The organism is Prescottella soli, assembly GCF_040024445.1.
Classification (GTDB): domain Bacteria; phylum Actinomycetota; class Actinomycetes; order Mycobacteriales; family Mycobacteriaceae; genus Prescottella; species Prescottella soli.
On record NZ_CP157276.1, the window covers coordinates 641248 to 666183 of the forward strand.

Below are 24936 nucleotides of genomic sequence, written 5' to 3' on the forward strand. Positions count from 1 at the left end.
ACGGTGCCAGGAGACAGTCCCCCCGCGCGGCACCGTGGTCGCGACGTGCTACTTCGGGGCCAGCAAACCCGCAACCGCATCGAGCACGCGGCTGGCCATCAGCGATTTCGAACCCGGCTCGATCGCCGATTCGCTGCCGTCGGCCCCGAGCAGCCACCCATCGTTGTGGTCCACCTCGAATGCCTTGCCGTCACCGACCGCGTTCACGACGAGAAGATCACAGCCCTTGCGCGCCAATTTCGTTCGCGCATGGTCGAGGACACTTCCCGACGCGTCACCCGTCTCGGCCGCGAATCCCACGATCGTGGTGCCGGGAGCGAGAGTGCCGTCCCGCCGAGCCTGCACGAGGCCGGCGAGAATGTCATCGTTTTTGATCAGCGGAATCGAGTTCGGCTCGTCCGCGCCCTTCTTGATCTTGCTCGTCGCGACGGTGGCGGGCCGGAAGTCCGCAACGGCCGCCGACATGATCACCGCATCGGCGTCGACCGCATGCTTCATGACCGCCTCGCGCATCTGCTCGGCGGTGCGGACGTTCACGACCTCGACCGCGGCCGGATCGGCCAGCTCGGCCGTCGCGCCGGCGACCAACGTCACCTCGGCGCCCCGCTGTGCGGCCAGGCGCGCGATCGCGTATCCCTGCTTGCCGGAACTGCGGTTGCCCAGGTAGCGGACCGGGTCGAGCGGCTCACGAGTTCCGCCGGCCGAGATCACCAGGCGACGGCCCGCGAGGTCGCGCGGCAGCGCCGACGGGCGCTCCAACAGCAGCGATGCGAGCGCGAAGATCTCCTCGGGCTCGGGCATCCGCCCTGCACCGGTGTCCTTGCCGGTCAACCGGCCCGACGCCGGCTCGATGACGATGTTGCCGCGTTCGCGCAGCGTCGCGACGTTCGTGACGGTCGCGGGGTGCTCCCACATCTCCGTGTGCATCGCCGGGGCGAACACGACCGGGCACCGCGCCGTCAGGAGCGTGGCGGTCAGCAGGTCGTCCGCCCGCCCGGCCACCGCACGAGCCATGAGGTCGGCGGTGGCGGGGGCGATGACGACCAGATCCGCTTCCTGCCCGAGACGCACGTGCGCCACCTCCGGCACGTCGGCGAAGACGCCCGTATGCACCGGATTGCCGGACAGGGCCTCGAACGTGGCACGACCGACGAACTGCAGCGCGGACTCGGTGGGGATCACCCGGACGCGGTGACCGTTCTCGGTGAAGCTGCGCACCAGCGCGCAGCTCTTGTACGCGGCGATACCGCCGCCGACGCCGACAACGATCCGCTTGGGTCCCGCCGAATCGGATTCCCGATCGGACACGGGCGTTGCTCCGCTCACTCGCCTTCGGTGTGCTCGAGCAGGTCGGAGTGGATCTCGCGAAGTGCGATCGACAGCGGCTTCTCCTGCAGACCCGGCTCGACGAGCGGGCCGACGTACTCGAGGATGCCGTCGCCCAGCTGGTTGTAGTAGTCGTTGATCTGCCGCGCACGCTTGGCCGAGTAGATGACCAGGGCGTACTTGGACGACGTGCGCTCGAGCAGCTCGTCGATCGGCGGGTTGGTGATGCCGAGCGGGGTGTCGTAGGCAGGCAGGGCGCCACGACCGGCGGTGTCGGACACTACTGCTTCGGTGCTGCTCACTCGGTTTCTCCTGAACTGGACTTGAAAAGTGCCAAATTGAATGCCGGAATCAGGGGCGACGGCACTCAGTGCTGTCGTCCAGCCAACAAGGATACCAACTCATCGCACGCCTGGCTGACGTCCTCGTTGACGATGACGGTGTCGAACTCGTCCTGAGCGGCGAGTTCGACCTTCGCGGTCTGCAGTCGGCGCTCCACGACGTCGGCGGGTTCGGTACCGCGGCCCGTCAGACGCGAGACCAGCACCTCCCAGCTGGGGGGTGCCATGAACGCCAGAACCGCCTCGGGCATCGCCGATCGAACCGACCGCGCACCCACCAGATCGACCTCGACCAGCACGGGCTTGCCGTCGGCGAGCGCCTGGCGCACCGGCTCGGCCGGGGTGCCGGACCGCTGGAGGCCACCGTGGATCTCGGCCCACTCGAGCAGGTCACCCGAGTCGATCATGTGGTCGAATTCGTCCCGCGAGATGAAGTGGTAGTCCTGCCCGTCCACTTCACCGGGCCGCGGGGCCCGGGTGGTCACCGAGACGCTGAAGACGACCTCGGGCATGCGGTCACGCAGCAGACGGACGACGCTGGACTTTCCGACGGCCGAGGGGCCGGCCAGTACCACCAGCCGGCCCCTCCGCACTGCGTCACCACTCTCGACCGATGCCGAAGTGGTCTCGCTGCCTGACACCTGTTGTGCGTCAGCAATCACTTGTCGCGCTCAGGCCTCGAAATCGAACCGGGCGAGCAGAGCCTTGCGCTGCCGATCGCCGAGGCCACGAAGGCGACGGGTCGGAGCGATCTCCAGCTCGGTCATGATCTCCTGAGCCTTGACCTTGCCAACCTTGGGAAGGGCCTCGAGCAGAGCCGACACCTTCATCTTGCCGAGGATCTCGTCCTCTTCGGCATCCTTCAGGACCTGCTTCAGGTCGGTGCCGCCGCGCTTGAGGCGCTCCTTGAGCTCAGCCCGGGCCTTGCGGGCGGCAGCCGCCTTCTCCAAAGCAGCAGCGCGCTGCTCATCGGTCAACTGGGGAAGGGCCACGGTTCCTCCGTCTCGTCGTGTGCACATGGTCTACAACCCCCGGATAACCAGGGGCGATAGCGACCGTACTCACGCCGGGCGCCGATTGCTAACCCACCCCCCGACGTCAGCGCCCGATACGGGTGCGTTATGTGCTGATTCGACGGTGCGTTCGAAGACGACTCCCAGCACCGCCCCAACCCGCGGCGACGAGCGGCCCGAGTACCCGAAAGACCGACGTCGGTGCAGGTGGGGGGCGGTTTCCGGCGCACGGGAACCGGACGTGCCCCGCAATCCGACGTGGCATGGCACACAGTTCACCGGACGGTAGCCGTTCGACCCCGAAAAATTTGCGAAAACTTCCGTGTTCCAGTGCGTGTCGGGCGTGGACCTGGCGATCTTCGGCCACCTGGGCACGAACGACCAAGGCCGGGCTCGGGGAATCGACCCCGAACCCGGCCTCGCCGGAACCCGCCGCTCGGACGGGCGGAGAAACTAGTCCTGCAGGAACCCGAACGCCTCCACGGACCGCGACACGGCCTCCTGCAGCGCCGAAACCGACGGCCCGGCGCGCAGGACCTCACGCGAGACGCTGGGCACGACGGAGCGCAGGCAGTCCCCCGCCAGTCGCCGGACGTCGTCGGCGGTGCCGCCCTGATGTCCGACACCGGGCATCAGGATCGGCCCGTGCAGCGCGCCGAGGTCGGGGGCGTCGGTCAGCGTGGCGCCGACCACGACACCGACCGAACCGAGGACGTCGGCCCCGGCGTTGCGGGCCGCCGCCTCGTCGACCATCACCTGGCTGATCTTGCGCCCGTCCGCAGCGGTGGACAGCTGCACCTGCGCGCCCTCCGGATTGGACGTCGCGGCCAGCACGAACAGTCCACCGTGGTTGCGCTCGGCCAGGTCGAGGACCGGGTCGAGGGAGCCGAACCCGAGGTACGGCGACACCGTCACCGCGTCCGACTCGAGCGGCGACCCCGCACCCAGCCATGCCCGCGCGTACGCGCTCATCGTGGAGCCGATGTCACCGCGCTTGGCGTCGGCGACGACGAGCGTGCCGGCCTCGCGTAGCACCGAGATGGTGCGTTCGAGAACCGCGACACCGCCCGAGCCGTACGCCTCGAAGAACGCCACCTGCGGCTTGACCAGCGCGACCCGGCCGACGAACGCCTCGACGCAGAGCTCGGAGAACCTCTCGAGGCCGTCCACGGTCTCGGGCAGTCCCCACGCCTGCAGCAGCTCCGGATGCGGGTCCACGCCGACGCACAGCGGGCCGTGACGACCCAGTGCCGCGTGGAGCCGCGCCCCGAACGTCGTGTCCGCTGTCACTGCTGCGAGTCCCCGGAATCACGCAGCCGCGAGTGCAGCTCCTGCAGCGACTGGACGCCGATGTCGCCGCGGATGGCGGCCTCGATGCCCTGCACCGCCGCGGAAGCACCCTGCACGGTGGTGATGCACGGGATGTTCTTCGACACGGCCGCGCTGCGGATCTCGTAGCCGTCGACGCGCGGGCCGGAGTTGCCGTACGGGGTGTTGATCACCATGTCGACCTCGCCGCCCTTGATCTGGTCGACGATCGTGCGCGCGCCCTCGGGCAGGCTCTCACCGGACTGCTTGTGGACCTGCTCGCATGTGATGCCGTTGCGGCGCAGCACGTCCGCGGTGCCCTCGGTGGCCAGGATCCGGAAGCCCAGGTCGGCGAGCCGCTTGACCGGGAAGATCAGCGAACGCTTGTCCTTGTTGGCGACCGAGACGAACACCGAACCGCTGGTGGGCAGCGACCCGTACGCGGCGGTCTGGCTCTTGGCGAACGCGGTACCGAAGTCCGCGTCGATGCCCATGACCTCGCCGGTGGACTTCATCTCCGGGCTCAGCAGCGTGTCGATGCCGGTGCCGTCGGCGCGACGGAACCGGTTGAACGGCAGCACCGCCTCCTTGACCGCGACCGGAGCGTCGAGCGGCGCGGCGCCGCCGTCGCCCTCGGCCGGGAGGATGCCGGTGGCGCGCAGCTCGGCGATGGTCTCGCCCATCATCACGCGGGCACACGCCTTCGCCAGCTGCACGGCGGTCGCCTTGGAGACGAACGGCACGGTCCGCGACGCGCGCGGGTTGGCTTCGAGGACGTACAGGATGTCGTCCTTGAGCGCGTACTGCACGTTGAGCAGGCCCTTGACGCCGATGCCCTTCGCGAGGGCCTCGGTGGAACGGCGCACGTTCTCCAGGTCGGCGCGACCCAGGGTGATCGGGGGCAGCGCACACGCCGAGTCACCGGAGTGGATGCCCGCCTCCTCGATGTGCTCCATGACGCCGCCGAGGTACACCTCGGTGCCGTCGCACAGCGCGTCGACGTCGATCTCCACCGCGTCCTCCAGGAAGCGGTCGACCAGCACCGGCCGGTCGTCGGAGATCTCGGTGGCGCGGGAGATGTAGTTCTCGAGCGACTTCTCGTCGTAGACGATCTCCATGCCGCGGCCACCGAGGACGTACGACGGGCGCACCAGCACGGGGTAACCGATGCCCGACGCGATGTCGCGTGCACCCTCGAACGTGGTGGCGGTGCCGAACTTCGGCGCCGGCAGCCCGGCCTCGGTGAGCACCCGGCCGAACTCGCCGCGATCCTCGGCGAGGTCGATGGCCTCGGGGCTGGTGCCCACGATCGGCACACCGGCCGCCTTGAGGCGCTTGGCCAGACCCAGCGGCGTCTGGCCACCGAGCTGGACGATGACGCCCGCGACGGTGCCGGACAGGCACTCGGCGCGGTACACCTCGAGCACGTCCTCGAAGGTCAGCGGCTCGAAGTACAGGCGATCGGCGGTGTCGTAGTCGGTCGACACGGTCTCGGGGTTGCAGTTGACCATGACGGTCTCGTAGCCCGCCTCGGACAGCGTCTGCGCGGCGTGGACACACGAGTAGTCGAACTCGATGCCCTGGCCGATGCGGTTCGGGCCCGAGCCCAGGATCAGCACCTTGGGACGCTCGGTCTGCGGCGCGACCTCGGTCTCGGCCTCGGGGTCGAGCTCGTAGGTCGAGTAGTGGTACGGCGTCTTGGCCTCGAACTCGGCGGCACACGTGTCGACGGTCTTGTAGACCGGGTGCACGTTCAGCTCGCCACGCAGCGCGCGGACCGCGTCCTCGTCGGCGAACTGCTGCGGGCGCAGCGCCGCGATCTGGCGGTCGGAGAAGCCGTGGTGCTTCGCGAAGCGCAGCCCGGCCTCGCCGAAGCTCTCGGCGGCGCGCACCTTGTCGCCCAGCTCCACGATCTGCTGCATCTGGTCCAGGAACCACGGGTCGATCTTCGTGGCGTCGAACAGCTGCTCGAGCGTGGCGCCCAGCTCGAACGCCTGCGCGATCTGGTACATGCGGCCGTCGGTCGGAACCTTGATCGCCTCGAGCAGTTCGTCGAGCGAGCCCTCGACCTCCGGGCCGGTCCAGTAGCCGGCGCGCTTGGTCTCGAGCGAGCGCAGGACCTTGCCGAACGCCTCGGTGAAGTTGCGGCCGATCGACATCGCCTCGCCGACCGACTTCATCGTGGTGGTCAGCGTGCCGTCAGCACCGGGGAACTTCTCGAACGCGAAGCGCGGCGCCTTGACCACGACGTAGTCGAGCGTCGGCTCGAAGCAGGCCGGCGTCTCCTTGGTGATGTCGTTGACGATCTCGTCGAGCGTGTAGCCGATGGCCAGCTTGGCGGCCATCTTCGCGATCGGGTAACCGGTCGCCTTCGACGCCAGCGCCGACGAGCGCGACACGCGCGGGTTCATCTCGATGACGACCAGGCGGCCGTCGGTCGGGTCCATCGCGAACTGGATGTTGCAGCCGCCGGTGTCGACGCCGACCTCGCGCAGGATCGCGATCGAGAGGTCGCGCATCTCCTGGTACTCGCGGTCGGTGAGGGTCATCGCCGGGGCGACGGTCACCGAGTCGCCGGTGTGGACGCCGACCGGGTCGACGTTCTCGATCGAGCAGACGATCACGACGTTGTCGCGGCCGTCGCGCATCAGCTCGAGCTCGTACTCCTTCCAACCGAGGATGGACTCCTCGATCAGGACGTTCGCGGTGGGCGACGCGGCCAGGCCGCCGCCGGCGATGCGCTCGAGGTCGGCCTCGTCGTAGGCCATGCCCGAGCCCAGACCGCCCATCGTGAAGGACGGGCGCACGACGACCGGGTAGCCGAGCTCGGCGACCGTGGCCTTGACCTCGTCCATCGTGTAGCAGACCCGCGAGCGGGCGGACTCGCCGCCGACCTTCTCGACGATGTCCTTGAACTTCTGACGGTCCTCGCCGCGCTGGATCGCGTCGAAGTCGGCGCCGATGAGCTCGACGTCGTACTTCTCCAGGATGCCCTGTTCGTGGAGCGCGACGGCGGTGTTCAGCGCCGTCTGGCCGCCGAGCGTCGCCAGGACCGCGTCGATCTTGTTGCCGTTCGCGGCCTCACGGGCGATGACCTTCTCGACGAACTCGGCGGTGATCGGCTCGACGTACGTGGAGTCGGCGAACTCGGGGTCGGTCATGATCGTGGCCGGGTTCGAGTTGACCAGGCTCACGCGCAGGCCCTCCTCGCGGAGGACGCGGCACGCCTGGGTGCCCGAGTAGTCGAACTCGCAGGCCTGTCCGATGACGATCGGCCCGGAGCCGATCACCAGGATGTGCTCGAGATCTGTACGACGTGGCATTACTTCTTGACTCCCTCGAGCAGGTTGGCGAAACGGTCGAACAGGTACGCGGCGTCGTGCGGGCCGGCCGCGGCCTCGGGGTGGTACTGCACGGAGAACGCCGAACCGTCGAGCAGGCGCACGCCCTCGACGGCACCGTCGTTGGCGCAGGTGTGGCTGACGACGGCGCGACCGAACGGGGTGTCGAACTCCTGACCGGCCTCACCCTCGAGCGCGAAGCCGTGGTTCTGCGCGGTGATCGCGATGCGTCCGGTCTCGTGCTCGACGACCGGGATGTTGATGCCGCGGTGGCCGAACTTCATCTTGTAGGTGTTCAGGCCCAGTGCCCGGCCGAGGATCTGGTTGCCGAAGCAGATACCGAACAGCGGCAGCCCCTGCCCCAGCACCTCCTTGGTGAGGTGGACGGCCCCGTCCGCGGTGGCCGGGTCGCCCGGGCCGTTGGACAGGAAGACGCCGTCGGCCTTGATGTCGAGGATGTCGTGCAGGGTCGCGGTGGACGGCAGCACGTGCACCCGCATGCCGCGCTCGGCGAACATCCGCGGCGTGTTGGTCTTGATGCCCAGGTCGATGGCCGCGACGGTGTAGCGGGCCTCGCCGCCGGCCGGCTCGACGATGTAGCCGTTGGGGGTGGACACCTCGCCGGCCAGGTCGGCGCCGAGCATCGTCGGCTGGCTCTTGACCCGGTCGAGCAGGACGTCGACGTCGGCGAGCGCCTCGCCCGAGAAGACGCCGGCGCGCATCGAGCCGCGGGTGCGCAGGTGGCGGACCAGTGCGCGGGTGTCGATGCCGGCGATGCCGACGATGCCCTGACGCTCGAGCTCGTCCTGCAGTGAGCCCGTGGCGCGCCAGCTGGACGTGCGGCGCGAGGGGTCGCGCACGACGTAGCCGGCGACCCAGATCTTGGACTCGGACGACTTGCCGGTCGGGCCGACGGACTCGTTGTCCTCGTCGTTCCAGCCGGTGTTGCCGATCTGCGGTGCCGTCGACACCACGATCTGGCGGTGGTAGCTGGGGTCGGTCAGGGTCTCCTGGTAGCCGGTCATGCCGGTGCTGAAGACCGCCTCACCGAGCGTCTGTCCCACCGCACCGAAAGTGGTTCCCCGGAAGACCCGACCGTCCTCGAGAACCAGGACCGCCGTATTGGTGTCAAAGCCGCTCATGCGTCTTCTCCGTTCTGCTCGACCTCACCAGAGCCCGCCGCATTCGCTGTGTCTGTCTTGTCCGTGCTGTCTGTCTCGCGCACCCACGTCGGGTACATCGTCTTGTCGTCTCCACGGAATCCCGTATCGATCTCGGTGCCGGTGGGCAACTCCCACCGGATCACCAGGACTCCGTCCTTCGTCATCACTTTTCCGGCGAGACCTCGCTCGGTCCGGATCGCGCGGATCGACTCGTCCGGGATCCAGATCGCCGAGGCGCCGTTGCGCTCGAGCAGGATGCCGCGCGACCACCGGCTGAGCTCGCCGGTCGCCCGGTATCCGATGTCGCCGACGGCGATGCGGTCCTGCCAGCTCGGGGCGAGCGTGCTGCCCACGTACAGGCCGGTGCTCGGCGCGATCAGCTGTTTGCCGAGATCGGCGGGAACCTGCGGCAGCTCACCGATCCGGTCGGCCTGCCGAGCGGCCCGGCCCTTCCAGCCGCGGTACATCAGGAACACCAGCAGTGCCCACACCGCGATACAGCCGACGACCCACAGAAGTCGCTCCATCGTCAGCGCTCCTCTCCGAGCGGCCGGACCTTCCCGTCCCGGGCAGTGACGCGGCCACGCAGCACCGTGGTCGTCACCTTCGCGGGCAGGGTCATGGCCTCGTACGGGGTGTTGTTCGCGACGCTGGCCAGCTCGGGACCGTGCACGGTCCACTCCGCGTCGGGGTCGACGAGCACCAGGTTGGCCGGCTCCCCCACCTCGATCGGGCGTCCCTGGTCGTCGAGTCCGACGATCTCGGCGGGCCGCTCGCTCATCACGCGGGCCACGCCGCGCCAGTCGAGCAGGCCCGGCCGCACCATCGTCTCCACGACGATCGACAGGGCCGTCTCGAGCCCGAGCATGCCGGGGCGCGCCTGCGAGAACTCGCAGCACTTGTCCTGCTCGGCATGCGGCGCGTGATCGGTGGCCACGCAGTCGATGATCCCCTCGGCCAGCCCGCGACGCAGCGCCGCGACGTCCGAGGCCTCCCGCAGCGGCGGGTTGACCTTGTTGACCGCGTCGTACGTCTCGAGTCGCGAGTCGTCGAGCAGCAGGTGGTGCGGGGTGACCTCGGCCGTGATGGCGATGCCCTGGCCACGCGCCCACTTGACGAGCTCGACGGAGCCGGCGGTCGAGGCGTGGCAGATATGCACACGGGCACCGGCGTCGCGGGCCAGGAGCGCGTCACGGGCGACGATCGACTCCTCGGCGGCGCGCGGCCAGCCGGCCAGTCCGAGGCGGGCCGCGGTGGGGCCCTCGTGCGCGACAGCGCCCTCGGTGAGCCGCGGCTCCTCCGCGTGCTGCGCGATCAGGACACCCAGCGAGGCCGAGTACTCGAGCGCGCGGCGCATGATCAGCGGGTCCGCGACGCAGTGGCCGTCGTCGGAGAACATCTTGACCCGGCCGACGCCCGCGGCCATCGTCGCCATCTCGGCGAGCTGCTTGCCCGCGAGCCCGACCGTGACCGCGCCGACGGGATGGACGTCGACGAGGCCGACCTCCTGGCCGCGCCGCCACACGTGGTCGGTGATCACGGCCGTGTCGGCGACCGGGCTGGTGTTGGCCATCGCGAACACGGCGGTGTAACCGCCGAGCGCGGCGGCCGCCGAGCCGCTGTCGATGGTCTCGGTGTCCTCACGACCCGGCTCACGCAGGTGCGTGTGCATGTCGACGAAGCCCGGCAGCAGGATCTGGCCCGCCCCGTCGACCACCTCGACGTCGTCTGCCGCGGCGAGCCCGGTCCCGATCTCGAGGATCTGTCCGTCGCCCAGCAGCAGATCGGTCGGCTCGCCCTCCCCGTACACCAGAACGTTTCGGATCAACACGTTCCCGCTCGCGGACATCTGCGGCGCCACCTTCTCGTTTCTCGTTGTGTTCAGGTCGCTCACGCGACCTCTTCCGTTCCCACCAGCAGCCGGAACAGCACGGCCATCCGAACATGGACGCCGTTCGTAACCTGCTGCAGGACAGCAGTTTTCGGTGAATCTGCGACCGACGACGCGATCTCCATGCCGCGCAGCATCGGACCCGGGTGCAGGACCACCGCGTGGTCGGCCAGCAGCCCCAGGCGCTTCTCGGACAGGCCGTACGTGATCGAGTACTCGCGCGGCGACGGGAAGAACCCGCCGTTCATCCGCTCCGCCTGCACACGCAGCATCAGAACCGCGTCCGCACCGGGCAGTTCGGCGTCGAGCGAGTGCGACACCCGCACCGGCCACGTCTCGACCCCGGCGGGCAACAGTGTGCGCGGTGCCACGAGGACCACCTCGGCCCCGAGCATCGACAGCAGCAGCGCATTCGAGCGCGCGACGCGGCTGTGCAGGATGTCGCCGACGATCACGATGCGCCGGCCCTCGATGTCACCGAGTCGCTGGCGCAGCGTCAGCGCGTCGAGCAGCGCCTGCGTGGGATGTTCGTGCGTGCCGTCGCCGGCGTTGATGACCGCGGGACCGCCGTCCTCGGCAGCGCCGGTCCACGCCGCGATCTGGTGCGCCGCACCGGAAGCCGGATGCCGCACGATCAGCGCGTCGGCGCCCGCCGCGCGCAGCGTCATCGCGGTGTCGCGCAGGGACTCGCCCTTCGAGACCGACGAGCTGGACGCGCTGACGTTGATCACGTCGGCGCTCATCCACTTGCCGGCCACCTCGAACGACACCCGTGTACGCGTCGAGTTCTCGAAGAAGACCGTCATCACGGTCCGGCCGCGCAGCGTGGGCAGCTTCTTGACCTCGCGCCCGAGCAGCGCCTGCTCGAAGCGCTCGGCCTCGTCGAGTAGCTCGGTCGCGGAATCCCGGTTCAGGTCCGCGATGGAGAGCAGGTGCTTCACTGGTGGTTCTCCTCTGCGTGCCCGGCAGCCTCGTCCGCCTGTCCGCTCGACAGCACGACACCGTCGCGGCCATCGTGCTCGGCGAGGAGCACGGCGACGTCCTCCGTGCGGGCGGTGGGCACGTTCTTACCTACGTAGTCGGCGCGCAGCGGCAGTTCACGGTGTCCGCGATCGACGAGGACCGCCAACTGGACCGCCCGCGGGCGGCCGAGGTCACGCAGCGCGTCGAGCGCGGAGCGGACCGTGCGACCGGAAAACAGGACGTCGTCGACGAGGACGACGAGCGTGTTGTCGACGCCACCCTCGGGCACGGACGTGCGCTCGAGGGGACGGTGCGGCTTGGTGCGCAGATCGTCACGGTAGAGCGTGATGTCGAGGGAACCGACTGGCGGCCGGACACCCGCGAACTCCTCGATCTTGTCGGCGAGGCGGGCGGCGAGCGTGGTGCCGCGAGTGGGGATACCGATGAGGACGACGCGCGGTGCGGAACCGTCGGTTGCGTCGAGCGCGGTCTTCTCGATGATCTGATGGGCGATGCGGGCGACGGTCCTGCCGACGTCGGCCGGGGACAGCAGTTCGCGAGCGTTCGCGGGAAGACCTGATGAGGGCCCTTCGGGCATACGCATTCAGCGACCTCCTTCTCCGCCTCTCTGGACGGATCGTTAAAGGATGTCTGACGCGGCTCAGCCTATCAGCGGCCGACTCCGCGCCAGACTCCGGGTTGGCCGAGTCCGGAAGGCGATCAGAACATGCTGCCGCCCACCCCGATTCGGGGTGGGCGGCAGCAGGATCACTTCAGGACTCGGAATCTTCGGCACCGTCGCCGGCGGCGGCAGCGTCGTCCGACTTCGCACGCTGCGAGGTCGCGGCCGCGGCGGCCCGCACCTGCGGGGCCACCAGGACGACCTGTCCCAGCACGCCGTTCACGAAGCCCGGCGAGTCGTCCGTCGACAGCTCCTTGGCGAGCTCGACGGCCTCGTCGACGGCCACCACCGGCGGGACGTCCGTCGCGTGGAACAGTTCCCAGACGGCGATGCGCAGGATCGCGCGATCCACCGCGGGGAGCCGGTCGAGGGTCCAGTCCTGCAGGTGGGACTCGATCACCTGGTCGATGCGATCCAGGTTCTCGGCGACACCCTCGACGACCGTCGCCGTGTACGGGGCGACCGGTGCGACGGAATCGTCACGGCCCGCGAGCTGGGACCGCTCCTCGGCGAGGTCGACGGGGTCGACGTCGCGCGCCTCGGCCTCGAACAGGAAGTCGACGGCCCGCTTGCGGGCCTTGTGACGTGCTCCGAGTTTCTTATGCGTGCCCGACACTCAGGAATTCACACGCCCGAGGTAGTTGCCGTCACGCGAGTCGACCTTGAGCTTGTCGCCGGTGTTGATGAACAGCGGGACCTGGATCTCGGCGCCGGTCTCGAGCGTGGCGGGCTTGGTGCCACCGGTGGAGCGGTCGCCCTGCAGACCCGGATCGGTGTGCTTGACCTCGAGCTCGACCGTGACCGGGAGCTCGACGAACAGCGGCGCGTCCTCGTGGGTAGCGACCTGGACCTGCATGTTCTCGAGCAGGAAGCGCGCGCCGTCGCCGACGGTGCCCTCGCTGATCGGGATCTGGTCGTAGGTGTCGCCGTCCATGAAGATGTAGTCGCTACCGTCGTGGTACAGGTAGGTCATGTCGCGGCGGTCGACCGTGGCGGTCTCGACCTTGACACCGGCATTGAAGGTCTTGTCGACGGTCTTGCCGGACAGGACGTTCTTCATCTTGGTGCGTACGAACGCAGGGCCCTTGCCCGGCTTGACGTGCTGGAACTCGATGATCTGCCAGAGCTGGCCCTCGATCTTCAGCACGAGCCCGTTCTTGAAATCACTGGTATCTGCCACTTGGTTTCGCGTCTCCTTCAGACGATCGTGATGTCCTTGCTGGTGAGAGTGAGGAGTTCGGGCTCCTGCTCGCGAACGACGAGCGTGTCCTCGATCCTGACGCCACCGCGCCCGGAGAAATACACACCCGGCTCGACGGTCACCACCGCACCGCGTAGCAGTGTACCGGTGCCGAGCTTGCCGATCCCGGGCGCTTCGTGGATCTCGAGCCCGACACCGTGACCGAGTCCGTGCAGGAACAGGTCGCCGTATCCGGCGTCCTCGATCACCGAGCGCGCCGCCGCATCCACGGAACCGACCACCACCCCCGGCGCGAGCGCCCCACGGCCGGCGGCCTGCGCCCGCGACACCAGGTCGTAGAGGTCGCGCTGCCACTGAGCCGCCGTCTCCAGGACGTAGGTGCGCGTCATGTCCGAGTGGTAGCCACCGATCTGGGCGCCGAAGTCCAGCTTGACGAAGTCACCCGAGCGCAGCACGGCGTCCGTGGGGCGATGATGAGGCACCGCGGAGTTGGCGCCGGCTGCCACGATCGTCTCGAACGAGATGCCGTCCGCGCCGTGCTCGAACATCAGCCATTCCAGTTCGCGACCGACCTCGCGTTCGGTGCGCCCCGGACGCAGCCCGCCGCGCTCGATCAGAGCGGCGAGCGCGGCGTCGGCGGCGGCGCACGCACGGCGCAGCAGTGCGATCTCACCCTCGTCCTTGACCGCCCGCAACCGCTCGACCAGTCCCGGCGCCCGCACGAAGTCGACGCCCGGTGTCGCGTCCGACCACGCCGCATGCTGGTCGAACGTCACGACGTGGCTCTCGAATCCCAGCTTGCCGGCGCCCCACGCGACGGCGAGCTCGAGCAGCCGCGGCGCGCTCGCGCGCGCGATCTCGGCGCGCAGGTCGGGCACCTGCTCGGCAACCTGGACCAGGTACCGGCCGTCGGTGCAGACCACGGTGCGGTCCTCGGCGCCGATGTCGTCGGTGGCGGACACCAGCAGCGCGGCGTTCGATCCGGTGAACCCGGTCAGGTAGCGGATGTTGAGCAGATCGGTCACCAGCAGGGCGTCGAGGCCGCGTTCACGCAGCAGCTCGCGCAGATTCGCGCGCCGGGCGGCGGTAGGAGCGGTCACCGGATCGATCGACATACCTCGAAACTACCGGTCGGCCCCGGCCGGAACACAGACCGCGAACCGTGTCGCCCCGCCCGGACGGAAAACGTGTCCGACGCCTCTTCGGTCCGTTTGTGTGGGTTAGGACACAAGCCCGGAATCCTGCTGGTTACCCTGTGTCACATGAATGGGTGGGTCGTACGAGGTCTCGGTCTCGCATTGGTACACGTCGTGGTGCGCACTTTCCTGGGGGCTGCGGTGACGCAGTGGCCCCAACAGGGCAGCATCATGCGTTGGTTCTCGCTGCTCCTCGTGATCCTCGCGGCATTCCTGTGGGGAGCGCTCGACGGAATCCGTGACCGGCGCGCCCATCCCGATCCGGACGACGGCGCCGACCTGACGATCATGTGGCTCAAGGCCGCGTTCGTCGCCGGCATCCTCGCCGGTGCAGCGTCCTGGCTCGTCGGCATCCTCTTCGACATCGCGATCACCAACGGCGGACTGTTCTTCGAGGTGACGTCAGGCGCGGCGTTCACCGTCCTGCTCGTCTTCGTCCCCGCGATGATCGCGGTCGCTCTCGGACGCTTCCTCGCCGGTCGCGGCGCCGCGAGCAGCGCCGACGACCACGTGGCCTACCCGCACGACGCCGACATCGACGTCGAGGAGCGGGCCGCCGAGTCCTACGCCGGCAGCGAGTGGTCGTACGAGCACGGCCACGGCGACGACAACGCCGACACCGAGGTGTTCACGCCGGTCGATCCGGACGCGAAGCCCGGCGGCTCGCACCGCGCCGAACAGTAGGAGCAGCACGAGGAAGGGGCCGAGGCGGTGAATCCGCCTCGGCCCCTTCGCCGTTCATACCCGGGACCCGGCCCGGTCGGCCTCGCTCCGCGAGCCTGTGTCGCTACCCTCGCTCCGCGAGGAAGCGCAACGCGAGGGCGTAACCCGCGACACCGAGTCCGACGATCGAGCCCGTCGCGACCGCACTCAGGTACGAGTGGTGGCGGAACTCCTCACGGGCGTGGACGTTCGAGATGTGCAACTCCACCAGCCCGGCGGTCAGCTCCGCGCACGCGTCGCGCAGCACCACCGACGTGTGGGTCAGGCCGCCCGCATTGAGGATGACCGGTTCCCGGGCGTCAGCCGCATCGTGGATCCAACCGAGGATCTCGCCCTCGCTGTCCGACTGCCGGACGACGACCTCGATCCCGAGCTCCTTCGCGGTCCGCTCGCACAGCGCGACGAGGTCGTCGTGCGTGGTCGAACCGTAGACCTCGGGCTGACGCTTCCCGAGCCGACCCAGATTGGGGCCGTTGACGACCTGGACCCTCACAGCAGCACCGTCCCGCCGCTCGGGCTCGCGTCCCGCGCGATCGCGCCGTACGCGGCGACGAGCAGCGACGGATCCGGGCCCTCGAGCCGGCCCGGCTTGGCAAGGCCGTCGAGCACGACGAACCGCAGCAGACCCGCACGATTCTTCTTGTCGGTCTGCATGCCCTTCAGCAGGTCCGCGAACGCATCCCCGTCGTACGTGGTGGGTAGGCCGACGAGCTCGAGGATCGACCGGTGCCGGTCGGCAGTGGCATCGTCGAGACGACCCGCCAGGCGACCGAGTTCCGCGGCGTACACCAGGCCGACGGCCACCGCGGCGCCGTGACGCCAGCGGTAGCGCTCACGCCGCTCGATCGCGTGGCCGAGCGTGTGACCGTAGTTGAGGATCTCGCGCAGGCTCGACTCCTTGAGGTCCGCCGCGACGACCCTGGCCTTGACCTCGACCGAGCGGCGGATCAGCTCGGGAAGGACGGTTCCGGTCGGATCCAGTGCGGCCTCGGGGTCGGCCTCGATGAGGTCCAGGATCACCGGGTCGGCGATGAAACCGGTCTTGATGACCTCCGCCATGCCCGCGACGATCTCGTTGCGCGGCACGGTCTCCAGCGTCGCGAGGTCGATCAGGACCGCGGACGGCTCATGGAACGCGCCGACCAGGTTCTTGCCGGCCTCGGTGTTGATGCCGGTCTTGCCGCCGACGGCGGCATCGACCATCGCCAGCAGCGTCGTGGGCACGTGCACGATCCGCACACCGCGCATCCACGTCGCGGCCACGAAACCGGCGAGGTCGGTGGCGGCGCCGCCACCGAGGCTGACGATCGCGTCGCTGCGCGTCAGGCCGATGCGGCCGAGCACCTCCCAGCAGAAGCCCGCGACCGCGAGGTCCTTGCCGTCCTCGGCGTCCGGGATCTCGATGCGGTGCGCATCGATTCCCTTCTCCGCCAGAGCCGATCGCACCGCTTCCGCGGTCTCGGCGAGCGGCGGCTGGTGGAAGATCGCCACCGTGCGGGTGCCCTCGAGCTCCTCGACGAGCTCACCGAGCAGACCCCGCCCGATGATCACCGGGTAGGGATCTGCCGTTGCCACCTCGACGCGTACCGGTTCGGTCACTTCTCTACTGCTCCGCTTCTGTCTCGTCGTGTGCCGGGGCGCCCGGTGCGGGCCCGTCGGTCAACTTCGTCACCAACTGCTGGACCACCCGGCTCGGGCTCCGGCTGTCGGTTCGTACCCGGATGGTCGCCACCTGCCGGTACAGCGGCCGGCGACGGCGCATCAGTGCGTGGTACTTCGCCTTGGGGTCGCCCCCGTTCAGCAGTGGCCGTCCCGTGGTCGCACCGGTCCGCTTGAGGCCCTCCGCGACGCTGATCTCCAGATACACCACGGTATGCCCGGACAGCCGGGAACGGGTGAGTTCGGAGAGGATCGCGCCGCCGCCGAGGGACAGGATCCCGTCGTGCGATTCGAGCGCCTCCCCGACCACCTGCTCCTCGATCTCCCGGAAGTACGGTTCCCCGTCCGCGGCGAAGATCTCCGGGATGGTGCGCCCGGTCCTGCGCTCGATCTCGACGTCGGTGTCGAGCAGCTCGAGATCGAGCGCCAGCGCGAGCCGTCGACCGATGGTCGACTTGCCCGCGCCCGGCGGCCCGATCAGGACTGCGCGCGGTGTCATCCGATCACCGGGGCTGACGCGCCGCGATGCCGTCGACGTACCGCTGGAAATTCGAGCGGGTCTCGGCGATCGAGTCGCCACCGAACTTGTCGAGCGCCGCCTGCGCCACGACGAGCGCAACCATCGCCTCGGCGACGACACCGGCAGCCGGGACCGCGCAGACATCGGAGCGCTGGTGGATCGCGACTGCTTCCTCGCCGGTCGACATGTCGACGGTGGACAGCGCCCGCGGGACGGTGGAGATCGGCTTCATCGCGGCGCGCACCCGCAACGCCTCGCCGTTCGTCATGCCGCCTTCGAGGCCGCCGGCGCGGTTGGTCGAGCGGAGGACGCCGTCGGGCCCCGGACGCATCTCGTCGTGCGCGGCGCTGCCGCGGCGGCGGGCGGTCTCGAAACCGTCGCCGACCTCGACACCCTTGATCGCCTGGATGCCCATGAGGGCGGCAGCGAGCTTGGAGTCGAGGCGGTCCGCGCCGCTGATGAAGGAGCCCAGCCCGACCGGGAGGCCATGGACAACCACCTCGACGACACCGCCGAGGGTGTCGCCGTCCTTCTTGGCGGCCTCGATCTCGGCGATCATCGAAGCTTCTGCCGTTTCGCCGAAAGCCCGAACAGGGCTGGCGTCGATCGCCTCGAGGTCACCGGCCTGCGGACCCGGGCCGACGTACGGATCGGACGCGCCGATCGAGATGACGTGCGAGAGGACCTCGACGCCGAAGAGCTGACGCAGGAACTGACGGGCGACGGTGCCGGCGGCGACACGAGCCGCGGTCTCGCGGGCGCTGGCGCGCTCGAGGACCGGGCGGGCGTCGTCGAACCCGTACTTGAGCATGCCCGAGTAGTCGGCGTGCCCGGGACGCGGACGGGTGAGCGGCGCGTTGCGCGCCTGACCGGCGAGTTCGGCCTCGTCCACCGGGTCGGCGGACATGATGGTCTCCCACTTGGGCCATTCGGTGTTGCCGACCTCGACGGCGATCGGGCCACCGAGGGTGCGGCCGTGACGGACGCCGCCGATGATCGTGACCTTGTCGGCCTCGAACTTCATGCGGGCGCCGCGGCCGTAGCCGAGGCGGCGGCGCGCAAGCTGCGCCGCGATGTCGTCGGACGTCACCTCGACGCCGGCGACCATCCCCTCGAGCATGGCTACGAGGGCGGGACCATGGGACTCTCCAGCAGTTATCCAGCGCAACACATCCAGCATCTTTCCACGTCCGTAGCGCCCGCTTCGACAGTGGGCCGTTCCCGGCCGCGCCGCCGCTCCTGTCACAGGCACCACAGGGCCACCGCGGTCGCCGCACACATCGACGGACCGTGCGCGATCGGGTCGCCGACGCGCCGCCGCGCCACGCCGACGAGCGCGCTGAGTACCGGGGCCAGGGCGGCCGCGGCCAACCATGCGGATGCACCCGCCATCCCGGTCACGGCGCCCAGACCGACAGCGAGTTTGACGTCGCCGGCGCCCATCCCGGACGGCGCCACCAGGTGCAGCATCAGGTAGGACCCGGCCAGCATCAGGGCACCGGCCACCGCACCCCGCGCCTCCCCCGTGCCGAGAGCGAACCCGACGATCGCTGCGCCGCCGGGCAGGGTGAGCACGTTCGGCAGCCGACGCACGCGCAGGTCGACGACGCTCGCCGCCAGCATCCACCACACGAGCGCGAGCGCGGGCACCAGCGCCGGCGACCATCCCACCCGCAGCGTGACGGCCGCGAACCCGACGGCGCACGCACCCTCGCACCACCCGACCGGGATCGGAGCGTCGCGCGTGAACCCGGCCAGCAGCCGACGGGTTCCGTACCCGGTCAGTCCACCGGTGAGCAGCCCCACGACGATCCACCACATGCCGCGAGGATGGTCCACCGGCCGGACGAGAGATCGCCGACGACGGCGCCGGAGAACAAGTCTGTGGATGGACGAGCGGCTGTGGACGGACGCCGGAGGCCCGACCCCGGCTACCGGATCGCCGCCGCCATGGCTTCGCGCGGCGCGGGCATGCCCGTGAACTGTTCGACCTGCCCGTACGCCTGGTTGAGCAGCATCGCCAGTCCCCCGACGACCGTGCCGCCGGCGCGTTCGACGGACTCGGCGAGCGGGGTCGGCCACGGGTTGTAGATGGCGTCGAGCACGAACCGTGCCCGGCCGATCACGTCCGCGTACGGCGCCGCCCCCGCCGCGGGCACGGTGCTGACCAGCGCGGCGGAGTCGGCGCACAGGTCGCCGAGTCGGTCGTCGTCGAACGTCACGTGCCGCACGGACAGCCCCACCGCCTCGGCGCACACCAGGGTGGGCCGCGCACGGTCCGCGTCCCGCGCAACGACCGTCACCGCCGCCACCCCCATGTCCGCGAGCGCGACGAGCGCCGGGCGGGCGGTTCCGCCGGCACCGACCACGACGGCCGAGCCCCCGGTGAGGTCGCCGACGCCACCGTCGACGAGAGCGCCACGGACGCCGTCGACGTCGGTGCAGTCGGCCCGCCAGCCGTCGTCGATGCGGACGAGGGTGTTGGCCGACCCAATCGTCACGGCCCGCGCGGTGCGCTCGGTCGCGAACTCGAGCGCCGCGACCTTGCCGGGCATCGTCACCGACAGCCCGACCCATTCGGGTCCCAGCCCGGACACGAGGCCGGGCAACTGCTCGCCGGTGCACTCGATCCGCTCGTACGTCCAGCCGGAAAGCCCCAACGCGGCATAGGCCGCGAGGTGCAGCTGCGGGGACTTCGAATGCGAGATCGGGCTGCCCAGAACCGCCGCCTTACGCGCCGACACGTCGATCACCTTCCACTGTCGAGGATGCCGCTCCGCTGAGCCAACTCGATGTTCGCGAGATGCTCGTTGTAGTCGCGGGTGAAGAGCGTGGTGCCCTTCTTGTCGATCGTCACGAAGTACAGGTAGTCGCCCGGAGCCGGATTCTCCACGGCGCGAAGCGCATTGATGCTCGGCGACGAGATCGGCGTGGCGGGCAGGCCCGGCATGGCGTACGTGTTCCACGGTGTGGCCCGGGCGCGGTCCGCGTCGGTGGTGGCGACCTCGGTGGTGTCGAGGGCGTAGTTCACGGTCGAGTCGAACTGGAGCGGCTGGTTCACCGCGAGGCGGTTGACGACCACCCGAGCGACCTTGTCGAAGTCGGCGGGCATTCCCTCACGTTCGACGAGCGACGCGACGACGAGCATCTGGTACGGGCCCAGCCCGACGTGGGTACCGGCAGTTTTGATGCCGGTGGATTCGTAGCTCTCCGCGCTGGCACTCACGAGCTGGTGCAGGATCTGCACCGGCGTCTGCGTGGGATCGAAATCCCAACTGCCGGCGGCGATCAACCCCTCGAGCTGACGATCCCGGTCCGGGACGTTCGCGACCTGTGCGCGCGCCCAGTCCGGCACGCCGAGCGCGGTGAGGTCGGCGCCGGCGCCCGCCTGGTTGAGCTGGTCGTAGCTGATGCACTTGGGGGCGTTCACCGAACCGACACAGCTGGCCTCCGCGATCAGGGTGTAGATGCCCTTCTTGACCGCACCGGTCTGGACGTCGCGGGTGTCGTGCAACTGCCGGCCCTCGGAGATCACCAGCTGCCCGACACGCGCCTTCGGCGAGACCAGCGCCGACACCGCATCGGCGCCCGAGATCTGGGTGGCGATCGAGTAGTAGCCGGGCTGAAGCGAATTCATGGCGTCGTTGCGGAGCGCGGCCCGGTAGAACGCGCCCTCGCTCTTGACGACGTCCTTGGTGGCCATCTCGTTCGCGATCTGCTCCGCGGTGTCGCCGGAGTGCACCTGGACGACCACGTCGGGGCCACCCGGACCGGCGTAGTCGGCGACGTCGCGGCCGCTGATCTGGTCGTACACGGCGACGGCGGCGGCGCCCATGCCGCCGAGGAGGACCGCACCGGCGAGAACGCCGATGACCCGGCCACGGCGCTTGCGACGCGCCACCTCGCGCATGCGCCGCATCTCACCCCGGCTCACCGGCTGGGCACCGACCGCGGTCGGCAGGGCCCGGCGGCGCGCGTCGGAGTACTGGTACTCGTCGTACTCGGGTTCGTAGCCGTACCCGGCGTCGGAACCGTGGGTCTCGTAACCGTGGGTGTCGTACCCCTCGGTCTCGTAGCCCTGGGCGTCGTAACCGTGGGCGTCGTAACCATCGGCGCCGTAGGCCTCGTGGCCGTGGTCCGCCGGATACCCGTACCGGTCGCCGCGATCGTGATCGGCGGATCGGTCGTAGTCGTAGTAGCCGTGATCACCCGCGTAACCGGGGGTCGACTCGAACTCGGGACGGCCCGGCGGTTGGCGATGATCGTTCACAGGCCGCCCTCCGTGGGCCGGCCACTACTGTCCGAGTCCGTCACGTTCACCGCTCTGCTCCGCTCGTCCAACCATCCCTGCAAGATCGCCACCGCAGCCGCCTGATCGATCATCGGCCGCTGGCCCTTCGCCCGGACTCCGCTCTCGCGCAATGCCCGCGACGCGGTGACCGTCGTCAGCCGCTCGTCGGCCATGCGAACCGGGATCGGGTCGATGCCACGCTGCAGTCGCCGGGCGAAGGCAGACGCGATTGCCGCGGCCTTGCCGCGTTCGCCGCGCAGGGTCTGCGGCAGACCGACGATAACCTCGACGGCCTCGTACTCCTGGACAAGCGCGACAATCCGCCGGATGTCCGGCGCGTCGGGCCCCTTCTCCTTGGACCGGGCAACCGTCTCCACCGGCGTCGCGAGGATGCAGTCGGGATCGCACGACGCGACCCCGATCCGCACGCTGCCGACGTCGACGGCGATGCGGCGCCCGCGCCCGGGGTCGTCGACCCCGGGGTGATCGGGCCCCGACGGTGCAGGGCGGTCGGGACCCGACTCGGCCGGGGGCACCGCTAGGAGTTTCCTGCCAGCTCGGCGACCCGTCCCCGCACGCCCTCGAGCGCGGCGGGGATGCCCGACACGTCCGAGCCGGAGCCCTGCGCCATGTCGGCCTTGCCGCCGCCCCGTCCGCCGATCTGCGGGCCGAAGCTCGACACCAGCTCGCCGGCCTTGATGCCGAGATCCTGGGCGGCCTTGGTCGCGGCGACGACGAACGGCACCTTGCCGTCGGCGCTGCCGAGCAGCACCACGACCGCGGGCTGGGTGCCGAAGCGGCCGCGGATGTCGCTGACCAGGCCGCGCAGGTCGTTACCGGCGACGCCGTCAGGCGCCTGCTCGGCGACCAGCAGCACCTCACCGATGCGGTGCGCCTTGTCGACGAACGTGCCCGCGGAGGCGAGCACCGCGGCCGCCTTGGTGGCCTCGAGTTCCTTCTCCGCCGCCTTCAGTCGCTCGACGAGCGCCTCGACGCGGCCCGGGACCTCCTCGGACGGCACCTTCAGCGACGACGCGACACCCGCGAGGAGCGCGCGCTCCTTCGCGAGGTAGCGGTACGAGTCCAGGCCGACGAACGCCTCGACGCGGCGCACACCGGAGCCGACGGACGACTCACCGAGCAGCGTGACCGGACCGATCTGCGCCGACGTCTGCACGTGGGTGCCGCCGCACAGCTCCATCGAGAACGGCCCGCCGATCTCGACGACCCGAACCTCGTCGCCGTAGTTCTCGCCGAAGAGCGCCATCGCGCCCATCTGCTTCGCCTTGTCCAGGTCGGTGACGAAGGTGTTCACCGTGTGGTTGGCGGCGACGGCCTCGTTGGTGACGACCTCGATCTCCTGCTTCTGCGACTCCGACAGCTGGCCCTGCCAGTTGAAGTCGAAGCGCAGGTAGCCCGGCTTGTTGAGCGAGCCGGCCTGAACGGCGTTGGGGCCCAGCACCTGTCGCAGGGCGGCGTGCACCATGTGGGTGCCGGAGTGGCCCTGCGTCGCGCCCTTGCGCCACTCGGCGTCGACCTGCGCGAGGACGACGTCGCCCTCGGTGATCTGGCCTTCCTTGACGGAGACCTTGTGGACCCACACCTTCTTGGCGATCTTCTGGACGTCGTTGACCTGCACACGCAGCCCCGCTGCGGTGATGGTGCCGAGGTCGGCGATCTGGCCGCCGGCCTCCGCGTACAGCGGGCTGCGGTCGAGGATGACCTCGACGTCCTCGCCCGCCTTCGCGGTGGGCACCCTGACACCGTTCGAGATCAGCGCCAGCACGTGCGCCTCGGAGACCAGCTCGTTGAAGCCGGTGAACTCGGTGGGGCCGCGGTCGACGAATTCCTTGTAGACCGTCAGGTCGGCGTGCGCATGCTTGCGGGCCTGCGCGTCGTCCTTGGCGCGCTTGCGCTGCTCTGCCATGAGCGATCGGAAGCCGGCCTCGTCGACGCTCAGGCCGGCCTCGGCCGCCATCTCGAGGGTCAGGTCGATCGGGAAGCCGTAGGTGTCGTGCAGCACGAACGCCTCGTTGCCGCCGAAGACCTTCTTGCCCGCGGCCTTCACCTCGTCGGCCTCCGCCTCGAACATCTTCGAGCCGGCGGCGATGGTGCGCAGGAACGCGGTCTCCTCGCCCACCGCGACACCGACGATGCGGTCGAAGTCGGTGGCGAGCTCCGGGTACGAGGGCGACATCGTGTCGCGCACGACCGTGACGAAGTCGCGCATGCTCGGCTTCTCGGCGCCCAGCAGCTTCGCCGAGCGGATGATGCGGCGCAGCAGGCGGCGCAGCACGTAACCGCGGCCCTCGTTGCCCGGGTTGACGCCGTCGGCGATCAGCATGACCGCGGTGCGCGCGTGGTCGGCGATGACGCGGAAACGTGTGTCAGCAGCGGATCCGTCCGGGCCCTCGGCGCCGTACGTGCGGCCGGAGAGCTCCTCCGCCTTGGTGATCACGGGGCGGACCAGGTCGGTCTCGTACACGTTGTCGACGCCCTGCAGCAGGAACGCGACACGCTCGACGCCCATGCCGGTGTCGATGTTCTGCTTCGGCAGCGGGCCGAGGATCTCGAAGCTGTCCTTGCCGGTGCCCTCGCCGCGCTCGTTCTGCATGAACACGAGGTTCCAGATCTCGAGGTAGCGGTCCTCGTCGGCCTCGGGGCCGCCCTCGGCGCCGTACTCGGGGCCGCGGTCGTAGTAGATCTCCGAGCACGGGCCGCACGGTCCGGGGACGCCCATCGACCAGTAGTTGTCGGCCATGCCGCGGCGCTGGATGCGCTCGTCCGGGATGCCGGCCTCTTCCTTCCAGATGTCGCGGGCCTCGTCGTCGTCGAGGTAGACGGTGACCCACAGGCGCTCGGGATCGAAGCCGTAGCCGCCGTCCTCGACGCTGTCGGTCAGCAGCGCCCACGCGTGCTTGATCGCACCACGCTTGAAGTAGTCGCCGAAGCTGAAGTTGCCGGCCATCTGGAAGAACGTGTTGTGGCGGGTGGTGACGCCGACGTTCTCGATGTCACCGGTGCGCACGCACTTCTGCACGCTGGTCGCGGTGTCGTACGGCGGGGTCTGCTGGCCGAGGAAGAACGGCTTGAACTGCACCATGCCGGCGTTGACGAACAGCAGGTTCGGATCGTCGAAGATCAGCGAGGCGCTGGGCACCTCGGTGTGGCCTGCCTTGACGAAATGGTCGAGGAAGCGCCTACGGATCTCGTGGGTCTGCACCGGGGTTCGTCCTAACGTATGTCCGTCGAGTGAAACAGTGTTCGGCCGCCGATATCACCCTCGAGGTGCGAATCGGCCATTGGCAAGCTTAACGC

General features: G+C 69.6%; 24 protein-coding genes. 1 reads left to right on the top strand and 23 read right to left on the bottom strand.

Annotation, left to right across the window (positions count from 1 at the left end; genetic code table 11):
* Window positions 1–48: 48 nt before the first annotated feature.
* From coaBC to ABI214_RS03040, 14 genes are all read right to left on the bottom strand, one after another.
* Entirely contained in the window at window positions 49–1308 is a 1260-nt protein-coding gene (gene coaBC / locus ABI214_RS02975) for a bifunctional phosphopantothenoylcysteine decarboxylase/phosphopantothenate--cysteine ligase CoaBC (protein ID WP_348605987.1), read from the bottom strand.
* A gap of 14 nt (window positions 1309–1322) precedes the next feature.
* Window positions 1323–1607: a DNA-directed RNA polymerase subunit omega gene (gene rpoZ, locus ABI214_RS02980; protein WP_408586797.1), complete on the bottom strand. Its 285-nt coding sequence runs from the start codon at window positions 1605–1607 to the stop codon at window positions 1323–1325.
* Window positions 1608–1693: 86 nt separating this feature from the next.
* Window positions 1694–2242, bottom strand: a complete 549-nt coding sequence (gene gmk, locus ABI214_RS02985; protein WP_348611217.1) for a guanylate kinase — start codon at window positions 2240–2242, stop codon at window positions 1694–1696.
* Between the two features lie 96 nt (window positions 2243–2338).
* Window positions 2339–2659 (bottom strand): integration host factor, actinobacterial type, encoded by a 321-nt coding sequence (gene mihF / locus ABI214_RS02990; RefSeq protein ID WP_007535578.1) that lies wholly within the window; start codon window positions 2657–2659, stop codon window positions 2339–2341.
* Window positions 2660–3133: 474 nt separating this feature from the next.
* Window positions 3134–3970 (bottom strand): orotidine-5'-phosphate decarboxylase, encoded by an 837-nt coding sequence (gene pyrF / locus ABI214_RS02995; RefSeq protein WP_348605993.1) that lies wholly within the window; start codon window positions 3968–3970, stop codon window positions 3134–3136.
* On the bottom strand, window positions 3967–7311 hold the full coding sequence (gene carB / locus ABI214_RS03000) for a carbamoyl-phosphate synthase large subunit (RefSeq protein WP_348605996.1): 3345 nt from the start codon (window positions 7309–7311) through the stop codon (window positions 3967–3969). Before carB ends, pyrF begins: the two co-directional genes overlap by 4 nt.
* Complete coding sequence (gene carA, locus ABI214_RS03005; protein WP_348605998.1) at window positions 7311–8471, bottom strand: glutamine-hydrolyzing carbamoyl-phosphate synthase small subunit; 1161 nt, start codon at window positions 8469–8471, stop codon at window positions 7311–7313. Before carA ends, carB begins: the two co-directional genes overlap by 1 nt.
* The gene (locus ABI214_RS03010; protein ID WP_348606001.1) at window positions 8468–9019 is read right to left on the bottom strand and encodes a transporter; all 552 of its coding nucleotides are present in this window, start codon (window positions 9017–9019) and stop codon (window positions 8468–8470) included. The genes carA and ABI214_RS03010 overlap by 4 nt, the downstream gene beginning before the upstream one ends.
* Before the next feature lie 2 nt (window positions 9020–9021).
* On the bottom strand, window positions 9022–10341 hold the full coding sequence (locus tag ABI214_RS03015) for a dihydroorotase (protein WP_348611220.1): 1320 nt from the start codon (window positions 10339–10341) through the stop codon (window positions 9022–9024).
* Between the two features lie 41 nt (window positions 10342–10382).
* On the bottom strand, window positions 10383–11324 hold the full coding sequence (locus ABI214_RS03020) for an aspartate carbamoyltransferase catalytic subunit (RefSeq protein ID WP_348606004.1): 942 nt from the start codon (window positions 11322–11324) through the stop codon (window positions 10383–10385).
* A complete protein-coding gene (pyrR, locus tag ABI214_RS03025) occupies window positions 11321–11950 on the bottom strand; it encodes a bifunctional pyr operon transcriptional regulator/uracil phosphoribosyltransferase PyrR (RefSeq protein WP_280760703.1) in 630 nt (209 codons plus the stop codon). The genes ABI214_RS03020 and pyrR overlap by 4 nt, the downstream gene beginning before the upstream one ends.
* 169 nt (window positions 11951–12119) lie before the next feature.
* Window positions 12120–12644: a transcription antitermination factor NusB gene (nusB, locus tag ABI214_RS03030; protein ID WP_348606009.1), complete on the bottom strand. Its 525-nt coding sequence runs from the start codon at window positions 12642–12644 to the stop codon at window positions 12120–12122.
* Entirely contained in the window at window positions 12645–13208 is a 564-nt protein-coding gene (efp, locus tag ABI214_RS03035) for an elongation factor P (RefSeq protein WP_225022298.1), read from the bottom strand. It lies immediately after the preceding gene.
* A 17-nt stretch (window positions 13209–13225) separates the two neighbouring features.
* The gene (locus ABI214_RS03040; RefSeq protein WP_348606013.1) at window positions 13226–14344 is read right to left on the bottom strand and encodes a M24 family metallopeptidase; all 1119 of its coding nucleotides are present in this window, start codon (window positions 14342–14344) and stop codon (window positions 13226–13228) included.
* A 147-nt stretch (window positions 14345–14491) separates the two neighbouring features.
* On the opposite strand from ABI214_RS03040, the gene ABI214_RS03045 reads away from it, so the two are divergent.
* Entirely contained in the window at window positions 14492–15109 is a 618-nt protein-coding gene (locus ABI214_RS03045) for a B-4DMT family transporter (RefSeq protein ID WP_348606015.1), read from the top strand.
* Window positions 15110–15212: 103 nt separating this feature from the next.
* On the opposite strand, the gene aroQ is transcribed toward ABI214_RS03045, so the two are convergent.
* The 9 genes from aroQ to alaS all read right to left on the bottom strand — a co-directional run bounded on the left by aroQ (window position 15213) and on the right by alaS (window position 24841).
* A complete protein-coding gene (gene aroQ / locus ABI214_RS03050) occupies window positions 15213–15641 on the bottom strand; it encodes a type II 3-dehydroquinate dehydratase (RefSeq protein ID WP_348606017.1) in 429 nt (142 codons plus the stop codon).
* Window positions 15638–16747: a 3-dehydroquinate synthase gene (gene aroB / locus ABI214_RS03055; protein ID WP_348606019.1), complete on the bottom strand. Its 1110-nt coding sequence runs from the start codon at window positions 16745–16747 to the stop codon at window positions 15638–15640. The genes aroQ and aroB overlap by 4 nt, the downstream gene beginning before the upstream one ends.
* Window positions 16748–16751: 4 nt before the next feature.
* Window positions 16752–17306: a shikimate kinase gene (locus ABI214_RS03060; protein ID WP_348606021.1), complete on the bottom strand. Its 555-nt coding sequence runs from the start codon at window positions 17304–17306 to the stop codon at window positions 16752–16754.
* 4 nt (window positions 17307–17310) lie between these two features.
* Entirely contained in the window at window positions 17311–18498 is a 1188-nt protein-coding gene (gene aroC / locus ABI214_RS03065; protein WP_348611223.1) for a chorismate synthase, read from the bottom strand.
* Window positions 18499–18569: 71 nt separating this feature from the next.
* A complete protein-coding gene (locus ABI214_RS03070; RefSeq protein ID WP_348606023.1) occupies window positions 18570–19148 on the bottom strand; it encodes an A24 family peptidase in 579 nt (192 codons plus the stop codon).
* 110 nt (window positions 19149–19258) lie between these two features.
* On the bottom strand, window positions 19259–20080 hold the full coding sequence (locus tag ABI214_RS03075) for a shikimate dehydrogenase (RefSeq protein WP_408586670.1): 822 nt from the start codon (window positions 20078–20080) through the stop codon (window positions 19259–19261).
* The gene (gene mltG, locus ABI214_RS03080) at window positions 20077–21597 is read right to left on the bottom strand and encodes an endolytic transglycosylase MltG (protein ID WP_348606025.1); all 1521 of its coding nucleotides are present in this window, start codon (window positions 21595–21597) and stop codon (window positions 20077–20079) included. Before mltG ends, ABI214_RS03075 begins: the two co-directional genes overlap by 4 nt.
* The gene (gene ruvX, locus ABI214_RS03085; RefSeq protein ID WP_348606027.1) at window positions 21594–22154 is read right to left on the bottom strand and encodes a Holliday junction resolvase RuvX; all 561 of its coding nucleotides are present in this window, start codon (window positions 22152–22154) and stop codon (window positions 21594–21596) included. Before ruvX ends, mltG begins: the two co-directional genes overlap by 4 nt.
* A 2-nt stretch (window positions 22155–22156) precedes the next feature.
* Complete coding sequence (alaS, locus tag ABI214_RS03090; RefSeq protein ID WP_348606029.1) at window positions 22157–24841, bottom strand: alanine--tRNA ligase; 2685 nt, start codon at window positions 24839–24841, stop codon at window positions 22157–22159.
* Between the last annotated feature and the right edge of the window lie 95 nt (window positions 24842–24936).

Coding starts and splice junctions, on each gene's coding strand:
- carB (WP_348605996.1), bottom strand. CDS start 7,311: ATGCCACGTCGTACAGATCTCGAGCACATCCTGGTGATCGGCTCCGGG.
- ABI214_RS03060 (WP_348606021.1), bottom strand. CDS start 17,306: ATGACACCGCGCGCAGTCCTGATCGGGCCGCCGGGCGCGGGCAAGTCG.
- ABI214_RS03045 (WP_348606015.1), top strand. CDS start 14,492: ATGAATGGGTGGGTCGTACGAGGTCTCGGTCTCGCATTGGTACACGTC.
- ABI214_RS03010 (WP_348606001.1), bottom strand. CDS start 9,019: ATGGAGCGACTTCTGTGGGTCGTCGGCTGTATCGCGGTGTGGGCACTG.
- pyrR (WP_280760703.1), bottom strand. CDS start 11,950: ATGCGTATGCCCGAAGGGCCCTCATCAGGTCTTCCCGCGAACGCTCGC.
- carA (WP_348605998.1), bottom strand. CDS start 8,471: ATGAGCGGCTTTGACACCAATACGGCGGTCCTGGTTCTCGAGGACGGT.
- ABI214_RS03070 (WP_348606023.1), bottom strand. CDS start 19,148: ATGTGGTGGATCGTCGTGGGGCTGCTCACCGGTGGACTGACCGGGTAC.
- ABI214_RS03040 (WP_348606013.1), bottom strand. CDS start 14,344: ATGTCGATCGATCCGGTGACCGCTCCTACCGCCGCCCGGCGCGCGAAT.
- ABI214_RS03015 (WP_348611220.1), bottom strand. CDS start 10,341: ATGTCCGCGAGCGGGAACGTGTTGATCCGAAACGTTCTGGTGTACGGG.